We start from the raw sequence: 12,752 nt of genomic DNA on the forward strand, positions 1-12,752 counted from the left end.
CCGAAGCATCGCCTCGTTGAGCTCGCGGGTGAAGGGCCCCTGCATGCCGATGACGTGCGACGGCGAAAACCCCGCGTCGATGCACTTCGTTATAGCACCGGGCAGCGGGAGCACGCGCACGAAGAAGCGCTCCGCGAAATCGGCGACGCGCGTGTAGGGAGCAAGCTCCTTGCTCCCCGTCGTGAGAAGAGCGCGACCCGGGTTCTCGGAGAGAAAGCGCGCCGCGCAGGCGATCGACGCGACCGACACGACGCCTTTGGGCAGCGCCTCGACCGGGCGCGCAAGGCGCAGGCATCGTGCACCCACGGCGAGCGAAGCGGCCCGGATGTTGCCGCTTGCGAGCGTAGCGAAGGGGTGCGTGGCGTCGACGACGATGCGCGCGCCGGAAAGCTCGCGCTCCATGTCGGCCTCGTCGAGCCTGCCCGCATGCACCTCGATGCCCGGAAGCTCGCCCAAAAGTTCGCCTCCGTACTCTGTTGCCGCGTAGGCACGGGCGGGGATGCCCGCCCCGCTCGCCCATTCGCACAGAAGGCGGCCCTCGGTGGTGCCGGCGAAGATGCGCAGCGCCGGCGCGGATGCGGGAGCCGTCACTTCGGGCCGCCTGTGCGCGTGATCTGGTAGAGCAGCGCGTTCATAATGGCGGCCGCCACGGTCGAGCCGCCCTTGCGACCCCTCGCGACGATGGCCGGCACGCGTCGCGCGAGCAACTCCTCTTTCGCCTCGACCACGTTCACAAACCCGACCGGCACCCCAACGACGAGTGCGGGCGCGATCTTCCCCGCGTCCATGAGCTCGGCGAGGCGCAGAAGTGCTGTGGGAGCGTTGCCGACGGCCACGATGAGCGGACCCTCGATGCCGCAAGCTTTGTCCATGCTCGCAACGGCGCGAGTCGTGCCTGCGGCGCGCGCCGTTGCTGCGACATCAGGGTCGGCCATGAAGCACACGGCCTTGCAGCCGAACTTCTCGAGCGCGGGCTTGCTTATGCCTGCGAGCGCCATGTTCGTGTCGGTGAGCACCGTGGCCCCTGCGCGCAGTGCGTCGAGCGCACAGTGCGCGGCGTCATGGGTGAACACGAGGGAATCGGCGTACGAGAAGTCGGCAGTGGTGTGGATGACGCGCTTCACGACGGGCTCTTCGAGCGGCGGGAACGTGCGGCCGCCGAGCTCTTCGGTGATGATCTCGAAGCTGCGCCGCTCGATGTCGCCGGGTGCCATCTCCTTGGAATCCATCTAGTACTCCACTCCTTCCCTTGCACATATCCCCTGCTCGTAGGGGTGTTTCTCGCACCGCATCTCGGTTATGTAGTCGGCCTTCTCCACGATCTTGCGGGAAGGTACGCGCCCGGTGAGCGCTACTTCGACGCCGCGCGCGGACATATCGAGCGCGCGGTCCACGAGCGCCTCGTCGACAAGCCCCTTCGAAAGCGCGTCGAGCGCCTCGTCGAGCACGAGCAGTCCCTCTTGCGCGCCCTCGAGCTCGGCGAGCGCGGAAGCGAGGTTCCCATCGTGCAGCTCGCACGTCGCGGCAAGTTCTTCCGACGTCATCGACCAGGTAAACTTGTCCGACGCCTTCCCCGCGAACACGGGCACGCCGAAATGCTCGGCGAGCAGGCGCACCTCCCCGCTTTCGCCGTCTTTCAAAAACTGCACGACGACGACGCGGCGGCCTGCGGCGAGCATGCGAAGGGCGAGGCCCATCGCCGCCGTGGTCTTGCCTTTGCCGTCGCCATGATACACGTGGATCATACGCCCTCCTCGATAATGCGGTAGACATACTCCATGTCGAGCGCCCCGCGCACGACGTCGGCCAGGCGGTCGAACTCGCGCGCACGGTGATCGGCCGCGGACGCCGCGCCCGCAGCACCCACGACGTTCTCGGGCAGGCCGCGCATGCGCGCGAGCGAGCGCGCGAGGGCGAGCGCCACCCCCGGTTCGTCGAACAGGCCGTGGAGATAGGTTCCGAACACGTTTCCGCAGGCCGCGCCTTCTGGTTTGCCGCCAATCGTGCCCGCAGGGGCGCAGGAGACGGTCGTTTCGCCGTCGTGAATCTCGTACCCGCGCGCCGTCATGCCGTTCCACACCGAGAACGCGCCTTGGGCGCCCGTGATGCGCAGCTCCGACTGGGCGAGGCGCTTTTCCTCCTTGAACACCGTACTTGCAGGGATGAGCCCGAGCCCGCGCGCGGTGCCAGCGCCTTCCCTGCCGTGCGGGTCGGAAAGCTCGTCTCCCAAAAGCTGGTAGCCTCCGCATATGCCGAGCACCGGCGTGCCCGCGCCCGAAAGCGCGCGTACACAGGCTCCGATGCCGCTAGCCGCAAGCCAGCGCGCGTCGTCGAGCGTAGTCTTCGAGCCGGGAAGCACCACCAGGTCGGGTCGGCCCAGATCGGTCGTCGAGGAAACGTAGCGCACGCCCACGCCGGACACGCGCGAAAGCGGGTCGAAGTCGGTGAAGTTCGACAGATGCGGAAGACGCACGACGGCGACGTCGATGACGCCGCGCGCCTCGCGGGCAGATAGGCGCGGCGCGAGCGAGTCCTCGTCGTCCAGGTCGAGCGTAAGATACGGCACGACCCCCACGACGGGAACCCCGCACATCTTCTCGAGCGGGGCCAAACCCGGGCGCAGGATTTCCACATCGCCGCGGAACTTGTTCACCACAAGTCCCCGCAAAAGCGCACGGTCCTCGGGCGCAAGGAGCGCGACCGTGCCGTAGAGCTGGGCAAACACCCCGCCTGGGTCGATGTCGCCCGCGAGCAGCACGGGGGAGGACACGGCGCGCGCGAGCCCCATGTTGACGATGTCGTTTTCGGCAAGGTTGATTTCGGCGGGGCTGCCGGCGCCCTCGATGACGATGACGTCGTTTTCCTCCGCGAGCGAATCGAACGCCTCCAAAATCTGCGGCATGAGCGCCTTCTTTCGCGCGAAGTAATCCCTCGCAGCGAAGGCTCCCTGCGCCTTGCCGGCCACGATGAGCTGGCTTCGGTGGTCGCTTTCGGGCTTGAGCAGGATGGGGTTCATGCGCACGTCGGGCGCAATGCCGCAAGCCTCGGCCTGCATGATCTGGGCGCGTCCCATCTCGAGCCCGTCGGCCGTGACACCGCTGTTGAGCGCCATGTTCTGGCTCTTGAAGGGAGTCACGCGCAGGCCGTCCTGCGAAAGCACGCGGCACAGCCCCGCCGCAAGCAGGCTCTTCCCCGCGTTCGACATGGTGCCCTGGATCATGATGGGCTTCGCCCTACCCACGGGTATCGACCTCCTTCGACGAGCCCCGGCCATCCGCGCCCGCCATAGCGCCGCTGCAAGAAGCGCCGCCCCGTTCGTCGGGTTCGCCTTCGCCCGATACGCCTTCCGCCCGAAGCGCGCGGCTGAACGCCATCACAAGCCGGGCGTTCTCCTTTCGCGTGCGCACCGCGACGCGGCACCAGAAACGGGACAGTACCGAAAACGAGTCGCACGTGCGGACCAAAACCCCCTGATTATAAAGGCGCTCGGGGATGTCTTTCGCCGGCATGCGGACTAAAAGGAAGTTCGCATCCGACGGCACGACGGAAAGCCCGAGCAAGGAGAGCTCGTGGGAAAGCCACGCTCGCTCGCCCGCCAATACATCGCGCGTGCGCGAGACATATTCGACGTCTTCCAGGGCGGCGATGCCCGCGGCCTCGGCGACCGAGGAGACGGGCCACGCCTGCCCCGCCCGGCGAATCCCCTCGATGAGTTGGGTGTTTCCGCTGATCAGATACCCCAACCGCAACCCCGCAATTCCATAGACTTTGGTGAACGCGGAGAGCACGGCCACATGGCGCGAACACGCGGCGCGTGCGGCCACGCTCCTTTCGCGGGCGTCGGGCGCAAATCCGAGGAAGCACTCGTCCACGACGAGCAGCGCGCCCACCTGCTCGCAGCGGCAAGCCGCGGCATCGATCACGCTGGGGTCGACGAGGCGCCCCGTCGGGTTGTTCGGATTGCAGAGGTACGCCACGTCTCCCGGCCCCTCGATCGCGCGGGCGAAGGAGGCGGGCACGTCGAAGTCGTCCGCTTCAGAGAGCGGGAACTCCTGCACGCATGCGCCGTAGTACGATGCCGCCTCAGCATATTCAGAGAACGTCGGCGCGCACACGACGATGCGTTTCGGGCGCACCGCCGCGGCGAGCCGCCAGATGATGTCGGACGCGCCCGCGCCGCAGACGATAGTATCTTCGGGAATGCCCTGGGCACGCGCCAGGGCGCGAACGAGGGCGAGGCTTTCCCTATCGGGGTAGGCGTCGATTCGAGAAAGCGCCTTGCAAGCTGCGACGACGGCGCGCGGCGAGGGGCCTGCCGGATTCACGTTCACCGAGAAGTCAATGAGGTCGGAGGCGCCCCCTTCGCAAGCGATGCCGAGCGATTGCGCGCTGCCCCCATGCGTACGGGCGCGCAGGATTCCCCCGGCAGCCCGGGGCGCGGCGTGGTCTTCCCTCATGCCATCGCCCCCACGGCGAGCACGACCGCCGCGCGCGCGGCGCCGAAGACGACGAGCGCGCATACGGACGCAGCGAGCATGAGCCTTGTCGCCCGGGCGATGTCGCCCCACTCGATTTCGCGGGACGCGTCTCCTATCGTCGGTTTCTCAACGAGCTTGCCGAAATACACCGCGGGTCCTGCAAGGCGCAGCCCGAGCGCGCCCGCGCACGCTGACTCGGTCTGCGCCGCGTTCGGGCTCGCATGGCGACGCCTGTCGCGGCGCCAGATGCGCGCCGCCCCGCGCGCGTCGAGCCCGACGATCGGGCACACGACGATCATGAGCAGAGCCGATAAGCGCGAGGGAATCCAGTTCAGCGCATCGTCGAGGCGCGCCGAAGCGCAGCCGAAGTCGATGTAGCGCTCGTTTTTGTAGCCCACCATGCTGTCGAGCGTGTTCACCGCCTTGTACGCCATGCCCAAGGGCGCACCCCCGATCATAAGGTAGAAAAGCGGCGCGATGACGCCGTCGCTCGCGTTCTCCGCCACCGTTTCCACAGCGGCGCGTGCGACGCCCTGCTCGTCGAGAACAGACGTGTCGCGTCCCACGATGAGCCCGACGGCTTCGCGCGCCGCGACGAGGCCGCCCTTCGAGAACGCGCGGGCCACGGCCAGGCTCTGGCGGCGCAGCTCGCATGCCGCGAGAATCTGATAGCTCGCCCATGCCTCGGCCACGAAGCGCAAGCCGGAGTGAACCATGCCGCAAACATGCAGGATTCCCCAGGTCAAAAGCCCACACGTAAGCGGAAGCGCCACGGCGAGCACAAGCCCTGCGGCGCGCGTGCCCGCGGACGTTTGCGGGAATGCGCCCCGCAGGCGGCCTTCGGCCCACGTGATCGCGCGCCCCATGGCGACGACGGGATGGGGAAGCCAGCGCGGGTCGCCGAAGGCAAGGTCGGCCGCGAACCCGGCGGCGACGGCAAGAATCGTCATCACCGGGCATCGCCCCCCGAAGCGGGGCGAACGTCGCGAAGGCAGCGCCCATCCCAGGTGGCGGCCCATGCGCCGCCCGGCTCGGTATGCACGTCGAAGTATCCCATTTTCGGGACAGCTAGCTTGGAGAGCAGCGCTTTCACGGTACCCGCGTGAACGACGAAGACGGCGCGCCCACTCCCCTGGGCGCGCTCCGATTTGCATGCCTCCCGAAATGCCGCGACGACGCGGCGGGTGAAATCGCTCTTGCCCTCGCCATGCGGGCAGCGCGTCTCGCACCAGGAGTCTACCCAGGCGCGATAGCGCGCATCCTCTTTAAGCTCGGCGGCGCTTCGCCCCTCGAAGTCGCCGAAATCCATCTCGCGCAGACCGGGGCACGCCATAAGCTCCGCGTTCGGGAAGAGGATGCGCGCCGTCTGGTCGGTGCGGGCCATGCCGCTCGTGATAACACGGAACACGTCACGATCGCACGCGAGGTCGCGCAAAGCGCGCTCGCCCGCACTCGACAGGGGCTCGTCGGTGCCCGCCCCGCTGTAGCGATGGTCTTCCGTGCCCGCCGTGGCACCATGGCGCACGAAGACGACTTCCAAAGGCGCACCCGCGCCCTGCGTCCCTCGAGGTGCATCGGCAAGGTTTCCTTTGATGACCTGGGGAATCCCGCACGTCATGCGCACGACGACGTCGGCACGCGCAGCGAGCGCGCATCCCAGGCGCCCCGCGCGCTCGCGCCATTGGGCGTCTTCCGCACTCATGGGGACGACCCCCGAGCCGACCAAGGGCAGAATCACTGCGTCGAAGCCGATCAGCCGCTCGAGCGCCCGGTCAGCGTCGAGCGCGCGCACGAGTTCCTCAGCACGGTATGCGACGCGGCCGGCAAAAGCCGCGGGCACGCCGCCCTCCGCAAGCTGCGCCGCGTCGACGAAATCGTCCGCCGCGAACCCGAGCTTTTCGCGCACGAAGGTCCTCTTCCCCGAATGCGCGCCACCTACCACGAGCATCATAGGAGCATGCCCCCCGCCACCAGCATGGCAAGCATCGCGAGCTCGGCCCATTGCAGAAACCATCCGGCCAAATCCCCCGTCACCCCGCCGAAGCGGGACAGGGCAACATGGCGGTACCACGCGAGCGCCAAAAGCCCCGCCACCGCCATAAGGGCGCCGACGGCCTGAGCGCACGCGACCATCCCTGCAGCCGAAGCCGCAGCGAAAGCGCAAAGCGGCACGACGATAGCCGCGCGCTTCTTCGCAGGCGAGAGCCCCGCGGCCATGCCGTCCGCCCGCGCGGCAGGCCAACATTCAACGGCGAGCCCCGAAAGCGCGCGGGAGAACACGAGCGAGCACAGAAGCGCGAGGAACGCCCCCGCCGTAAGCGGCAGCGCGGTGAACAGGGAAAACTGCAGAATAAGGTACACAACAACACCGATGACCCCGAAGGCGCCCGCCCGCGGGTCGTGCATGATCTCGAGCTTTCGCTCGCGCGGGGCCCAACTTGCAAGCGCATCGGAGGTGTCGCAGAGCCCGTCTAGGTGGATGCCTCCCGTCACCGCCACAGGCAGCGCCACGAGCACGGCCGCGACGATGGTCGCGGGCACGCCGAGCAGGTTCGCAACGTGTCCCCACGCCGTCATGAGGAACCCTTCCGCAAGGCCCACCAGGGGAAACGCGGCAAGTGCATGGGTTGACCCGAAATCGGTCCAGGCCGATTTCGGGACGGGGATGCGCGAGAACGTTCCGAACGCCGCGCCGATTGCCTCTACCATCTTCACCTTGTAGGTCCTTCACCTTTCATCCACACGGGAATCCCGCATACCACTTCGACTGCGCGGTCGGCCAGCGCCGCCACGCCCGCGTTCACGCGCGCGAGCGCGCGCCTCCATGCCTCGGTGCCCTCATCGTAGCGCATCCCATCGGCGAACACGTCGACGGTGACCACCACCGTATACGCAGCGGCCTGAGCGAGCCGTTCGATGCCTCCGAGCACCTCGCGCGCCGCAGCGTCTGGGTCACGTGGGGACAAGCCGCCTTCCGCGAAAAGCTCGTTCGCAACCAGGTTGCCCACGTCCTCCAAAAGAAGCGTGCAGCCGCGCGGAAGCCCGGGCACTGCGGCGCCCACGTCACGCGTGCGCTCGAGGGTGGAAAACCCCTTGCCCTCGCGCAGCGCCCGATGGCGCGCGATGCGGCGGGCGCCCTCTTCCCCGAAGGGCTCCATCGTTGCCAGGTACACGCGGGGGCCGTCGTGCCCGAGGCACAGGGACTCGGCGTAGGCGCTCTTGCCGCTCGCGGCGGCGCCGATAACGAGCGTCACCGTCATATCCCGGCCTCGAAATGTTCGTAAGCAGCCATGCCAGTCGCCGTGAACGTCTTCCCATCCCGGTACACGCGCAGCGCCGAATCCAGAAGGGGCAGATACGCCATGGCGCCCGCGCCCTCGCCCAAGTGCATGCCTGCGACGAGGGGTGCCTTTATGCCGAGCTCGCGAAGGAGCTCCTGGCTAGCGGGTTCGCTTGATGCGTGGGTGCCCACAAGGTAGCCCAAGGCGTTGGGGCACAGGCGCGCCGCGCACAGGGCCGCCGTGCAGGATATGACCCCGTCGAGGAGCGCCGGCGCCTTCGAGGCCGCGGCCCCCAGGTAGAAGCCGCACATCGCCGCGATGTCGAAGCCGCCCACCTTCGAGAGCACGTCGATCGGGTCGGCGGGATCGGGCGAGTTCGCGTCGATAGCGCACTCGACCACGTCGCGCTTGCGCGCGAGCGAGGCGTCCGAGAGCCCCGCGCCGCGCCCGACGAGGCTCCGCGCGTCCGCCCGGATGAGCACTGCGGCCACCGCCGCCGAGGTGGTCGTGTTGCCGATGCCCATCTCGCCCGCGGCGAGAAGGCGCACGCCGGCGCGGGCGAGCCCGCACGCGACGGCGATTCCGACCTCGATCGCGCGCACGGCCCCATCGCGAGACATAGCGGTGCCGTGCGCGATGTTGCCGCTCCCCCGCCGCACGTTCGCGCGCACCATGCGCGCGTCTTCTATGCCCCGGGCCATACCCACGTCGACGGGCACGACCTCGGCACCCGCGAACGCCGCCATGCGGCAGGCGCTCGTGGCCCCCTCGCACATGTTGTGCGCGACGGCTCGCGTCACGTCTTGCCCGCTTTGCGACACGCCTTCGGCAACGACCCCGTTGTCGGAGAAGAATACCGCGAGCGCGCGGGGGAACTCGGCCACCTCGGCGCTCCCCTGAGCTGCGGCGATACGCGCGACGGCGTCTTCAAAGTCGCCCAATCCCCCCAAGGGGTGTGCGATGGAGTCCCACGCGGCGTACGCGGCGGCGCGGGCGCATTCGTCTGCAGGCGCGATCCGGGAAAGCGCGGCTTCGAGCACGGCGCCCGGCGCCGACGAGAACGCGCGCTCAACTTCCTCGCGAATGCAGGCAAGCGCGGTTTCGATTGTTTCAGCCATGCCGTCTCCTCTCTGCGAACGACGCCGCGGCAGATGCGAACGCGCGCACAACGTCGGGGTTCGCGGGATAGTACACATGCGGGAAGCCCGCCACCAGGGACGGGATGGTCGTCATGCACGGCCAGCCCTTGTCGCGCCGGGGCTTCTGCGCCCAGAAGTCGCCGCCCGGGCAGGTGGACTGCCAGTAGTGGAACTCGTGCGCGCGGATGCGTGTGCCGCGCGGCCCGTAGAGCCCGTCGCGTTGGGAAGTGAGCTCCACGTACCCGAAATGGGACAGCCTTCCCCCGTTCTCGCTTGCGCCCTCAAGGGCGCCCGCAACAGGCCAGCGCCGCCCCTCGCTATCGGCGATTTCGCGCTGCAGGTACAGAAACCCACCGCATTCGGCGACCGTCGGCATGCCGGATTCCACCGCGCGCCGCACCGCCTCGCGCATCGGCGCGTTCTCGGAGAGCTGCCGCGCATGGAGCTCCGGGTAGCCGCCCCCCAGATAGAGGGCGCTTGTCCCCCGGGGCAACTCGCTATCACACAGGGGGCTGAAAAAGGCCAGCTCGCAACCAAGGTCCTCGAGCGCGCGCAGGTTCTCCTCGTAGTAGAACGAGAACGCCTCGTCACGCGCGACGCCGACGATGGGCCGCGCTCCCGCGATCGGCTCCAACCGGTAAGGTTCCTCGCGGATATCGGGGGCCGTCGCAGCTATTTCGAGCAAGCGGTCGACGTCGACGCTCTTTTCCACCAGCTCGGCCATCTTGTCGATGCGCGCGGAGAGCTGCTCGACCTCGTCGGCGGTCACAAGCCCCAGATGCCGGCTTTCGAGCGAGAACGCCTCGGCGGCGGGGATATTCCCCAAAACCGCGACGCCCGTGTGCTTCTCGATCGCAGGCGCCGCGTAGGCGCAGGCAGCGGCGCTCGTCTTGTTCAGCACGACGCCGCGCACGTTCGCACAAGGCAGGAACTCGGCGATGCCGTGGATTACGGCGGCGAGCGATAAAGACGCCCCGCGCCCGTTCACCACTAAAACGACCGGCGTTTCCGTGTCGCGCGCAACCTGGTAGCTACTCGCGTCGGCCACGCCGGGCGCCATGCCGTCGTAGAAGCCCATAACCCCCTCGAGTACCGCGACATCCGCGCCCGCGGCGCCGCGTGCGAGCAGGGCGCGCAGCGTCGGGGCGTCGGTGAAGAAGCCGTCTAAGTTGCCCGAGCGCGCACCCACGACGCGGCGGTGAAAGAGCGGGTCGATGTAGTCGGGGCCGCATTTGAAGGCCGCGCATGCGAGGCCGCGGCGCGCGAGCGCGCGCAGGAGCGCGCACGTAACGACCGTCTTGCCGCTCCCGCTCGAGGGCGCAGCGATCATGAAGCGCGGGATGGACGTGCTCACCGGGCGCCGCCTTCCCCACCTGCGGCGTTGCAGTTAGCAAGCGAGACCACCTCAACGGATGGGTTCCCCTCGACAGAGGGGTCCTCCCCGAAAGGCGACTCAGCAAGCGCGCCGACTTCGGCAAGCTCCTCGGCATCCGCGCTCGCACCGCGCGCACTGACGAGGAACACGGGGTTTTGCGCCTTCATAAGATGGTGCGAGCCTACAGCCTCAGCGCGGGCGGCCGACACCTGGCACGCCTCGAACCCCTTAAAGCGCGAACCCGAGAGGAGCGCGCACGCCTCGGTGAGCGTCTCAACGGTGACGCATGGCACGCACAGGCGAACCTGCGAGTTCTTCTCGAGCGCCGCCTCCACGATGGAGGGAAGCTCGCCCGCGCTCCCGCCGACGAACACGGCGTCGGGGACAGGCAGTTTCGCGAGCGCTTCGGGGGCGACACCGGGGACCGCATGCACGTTGCCGCACCCGAATGCATCCGCGTTCTCTCGGATGAGCCGCACGCCGGCCGCGTTGCGCTCGACCGCCCATACCGACCCCGCTCGCGCGACGAGCGCCGCCTCGATCGACACGCTCCCCGTGCCGGCGCCGACATCCCACACGGTGTCGGTCGCGGTAAGGCGCAGCTTCGCGAGCGCGACGGCGCGCACCTCCTGCTTGGTCATGGGAACGTCGCCGCGGATGAAGAGCTCGTCGGGAATGCCCGAGGAAGCGTACGGCCAGCGGGAGCTCGCGGCGCGGGATGCACCCGCAGAGTCCGCCGCGAAAGAAGCAGCCGCGGGCGCAGACGCGCCGGCCGGCGCCTCGGAGGCTGCGCTAGAGCCCGCAGGCGACCCGGCGCAGTCTGCGAACTCGATAAGCATCACGTTCAAGTCATCGAACGTCTGACCTGCGATTTCACTTGCGGTCGCGCAGGTGATGCGCTCGTCGGGGTACGACAGGCGCTCGGCCACCGTCACGCGCGCGTCCCCGAAGCCCGCCTGCACAAGCTCGCCCGAAAGCCGCGAGGGGTCTTCCCCGCCCGACGTGGCGAGGAAGAGCTCACCTGCGCGCTCGGCCTCGGCCACGATGTCGCACGCCACGCCGTGAGCGCTCGCGAAGCGCCAATCCTGCCATGGACGCGCGAGGCGCGCGGCGAGATACGACGCTGAGCTTATGCCGGGAATGACGCGCACGTCCACCTGCGCGTCGCCGGAGAGCGCCTCCACCAGGCGGCGCGCGCCGCTGAACAGCCCCACATCGCCCGTCATCACGACCACGGCGCGCTGCCACGACGCAGCATCGGTGAGCGCGGCGACGATGTCCGCCGTCTTCACGAGCTCGCATCTCACCACGTCGGGCGGCACGTCGATGCTGACAAGCGCGCGATGAGCGCCGATGACCACGTCGGCGATGTCGATCGCGTCGAGCGCCGCGCGCGAGAGCAAGTCGGGGTTTCCGGGCCCCGCCCCGATGATCGTTACCTTTCGCATGGAATCTCCCGATACCCGCGCGGCGTGACCATACGGCCGCCTACGCGCTTCGTGTCCGCGTTGCCGACGAACACGGTGGTGAACATGTCGGCGTCGAGCTCCCCCAGCTCGGAGAGCCTGCACATGCCCGACTGCTGCCCCTCGCGCCCGATGTTGCGTACCCAGCCGCAGAGCGTGTCGGGGGCCTTCCATTCGAGCATAATCTTCGCCGCGCGCGAGAGCCTGTCGGCGCGCTTTCTGCTGCGCGGGTTGTACAAACAGATGCAGAAGTCGGCGCTCGCCACGGCGGCGAGCCTGCGCTCGATGACCTCCCACGGCGTGAGCAGGTCGGAGAGCGACACGACCGCGAAGTCGTGGGCAAGCGGGGCGCCGAGCACCGCCGACCCGCTCTGAGCCGCGGTGGCCCCGGCGATAACTTCCACGTCTACATCGGGGTAGTCCTCAGCAAGCTCCAGCACGGGGCTCGCCATGCCATACACGCCCGCGTCACCGCTGCACACGAGCGCCACGGCTTCTCCGCTCTGCGCGCGTGAAAGCGCCAGGCGGCACCGTTCGACCTCGTGCATCATCGGCGTCGCGAGATGCGCCGCGTCGGGCACGGCGGCGAGCGCGAGCTCCACGTATTTCGTGTACCCCACAACGATGTCGGCCGCCTCGAGCGCGCGCCGAGCCGCAATCGTCATGCCGTCGGGGCCGCCCGGACCGATCCCCACCACGAAGAGCTTTCCCATCACCGCTCCTTAAACGAAAGTTCGATAGTTACCTTGGAAAACGCGACGGTCACGCCGCCGTGAGCGAGCTTCGGGAAGATAAGTTTGCCCCCGTCCGCGAGCGCCGCGCGCTCGCACACGTTGTCGACCCCCACCGTCGCGCGCACGAAATCAGATGGCGAAACGCTGCCTTCGACCTGCGACAACTCCTCTGCGGAATACGTCGCGAGCGGGATATTGCGCGCACGGCAGAAGGCGAGCAGACCCTCCTCGTGCGCCTTCACGTCGATCGTCGCCGCTTCGCGCACGGCCGAAGGCGAG

14 protein-coding genes are annotated in these 12,752 nt (G+C 68.5%); all 14 read right to left on the minus strand.

What is annotated here, in order from left to right:
• Nucleotides 1–591 (minus strand): precorrin-6A/cobalt-precorrin-6A reductase (locus AQ996_RS01465; RefSeq protein WP_148315798.1); only part of this gene is annotated, 591 nt, incomplete at its 3' end.
• Entirely contained in the window at nucleotides 588–1,229 is a 642-nt protein-coding gene (locus AQ996_RS10000) for a precorrin-8X methylmutase (protein ID WP_055250395.1), read from the minus strand. The genes AQ996_RS10000 and AQ996_RS01465, both read right to left, overlap by 4 nt.
• On the minus strand, nucleotides 1,230–1,745 hold the full coding sequence (locus tag AQ996_RS10005) for a cob(I)yrinic acid a,c-diamide adenosyltransferase (protein WP_055250398.1): 516 nt from the start codon (nucleotides 1,743–1,745) through the stop codon (nucleotides 1,230–1,232). It abuts the gene before it with no gap.
• On the minus strand, nucleotides 1,742–3,241 hold the full coding sequence (locus tag AQ996_RS01480) for a cobyric acid synthase (RefSeq protein WP_253274578.1): 1,500 nt from the start codon (nucleotides 3,239–3,241) through the stop codon (nucleotides 1,742–1,744). The genes AQ996_RS10005 and AQ996_RS01480 overlap by 4 nt, the downstream gene beginning before the upstream one ends.
• Nucleotides 3,234–4,457: a pyridoxal phosphate-dependent aminotransferase gene (locus AQ996_RS01485; RefSeq protein ID WP_055250402.1), complete on the minus strand. Its 1,224-nt coding sequence runs from the start codon at nucleotides 4,455–4,457 to the stop codon at nucleotides 3,234–3,236. The genes AQ996_RS01480 and AQ996_RS01485 overlap by 8 nt, the downstream gene beginning before the upstream one ends.
• Complete coding sequence (cbiB, locus tag AQ996_RS01490; RefSeq protein ID WP_055250404.1) at nucleotides 4,454–5,428, minus strand: adenosylcobinamide-phosphate synthase CbiB; 975 nt, start codon at nucleotides 5,426–5,428, stop codon at nucleotides 4,454–4,456. The genes AQ996_RS01485 and cbiB overlap by 4 nt, the downstream gene beginning before the upstream one ends.
• Complete coding sequence (locus AQ996_RS01495) at nucleotides 5,428–6,492, minus strand: histidine phosphatase family protein (protein WP_253274579.1); 1,065 nt, start codon at nucleotides 6,490–6,492, stop codon at nucleotides 5,428–5,430. Before AQ996_RS01495 ends, cbiB begins: the two co-directional genes overlap by 1 nt.
• The gene (cobS, locus tag AQ996_RS01500; protein ID WP_070097108.1) at nucleotides 6,426–7,187 is read right to left on the minus strand and encodes an adenosylcobinamide-GDP ribazoletransferase; all 762 of its coding nucleotides are present in this window, start codon (nucleotides 7,185–7,187) and stop codon (nucleotides 6,426–6,428) included. The genes AQ996_RS01495 and cobS overlap by 67 nt, the downstream gene beginning before the upstream one ends.
• 2 nt (nucleotides 7,188–7,189) lie before the next feature.
• The gene (locus tag AQ996_RS01505) at nucleotides 7,190–7,738 is read right to left on the minus strand and encodes a bifunctional adenosylcobinamide kinase/adenosylcobinamide-phosphate guanylyltransferase (RefSeq protein WP_055250409.1); all 549 of its coding nucleotides are present in this window, start codon (nucleotides 7,736–7,738) and stop codon (nucleotides 7,190–7,192) included.
• Complete coding sequence (locus AQ996_RS01510; protein ID WP_082435472.1) at nucleotides 7,735–8,877, minus strand: nicotinate-nucleotide--dimethylbenzimidazole phosphoribosyltransferase; 1,143 nt, start codon at nucleotides 8,875–8,877, stop codon at nucleotides 7,735–7,737. Before AQ996_RS01510 ends, AQ996_RS01505 begins: the two co-directional genes overlap by 4 nt.
• Complete coding sequence (locus tag AQ996_RS01515) at nucleotides 8,870–10,252, minus strand: cobyrinic acid a,c-diamide synthase CobB (protein ID WP_253274580.1); 1,383 nt, start codon at nucleotides 10,250–10,252, stop codon at nucleotides 8,870–8,872. Before AQ996_RS01515 ends, AQ996_RS01510 begins: the two co-directional genes overlap by 8 nt.
• Nucleotides 10,249–11,721 (minus strand): precorrin-6y C5,15-methyltransferase (decarboxylating) subunit CbiE, encoded by a 1,473-nt coding sequence (gene cbiE, locus AQ996_RS01520; RefSeq protein WP_055250411.1) that lies wholly within the window; start codon nucleotides 11,719–11,721, stop codon nucleotides 10,249–10,251. The genes AQ996_RS01515 and cbiE overlap by 4 nt, the downstream gene beginning before the upstream one ends.
• Nucleotides 11,709–12,452, minus strand: coding sequence for a precorrin-3B C(17)-methyltransferase (cobJ, locus tag AQ996_RS01525; RefSeq protein ID WP_055250413.1), 744 nt, complete (start codon nucleotides 12,450–12,452; stop codon nucleotides 11,709–11,711). Before cobJ ends, cbiE begins: the two co-directional genes overlap by 13 nt.
• Nucleotides 12,452–12,752 (minus strand): cobalamin biosynthesis protein (locus AQ996_RS01530; protein WP_148315799.1); only part of this gene is annotated, 301 nt, incomplete at its 5' end. The genes cobJ and AQ996_RS01530, both read right to left, overlap by 1 nt.

The organism is Collinsella aerofaciens (genome assembly GCF_001404695.1).
Lineage (GTDB): Bacteria > Actinomycetota > Coriobacteriia > Coriobacteriales > Coriobacteriaceae > Collinsella > Collinsella aerofaciens_E.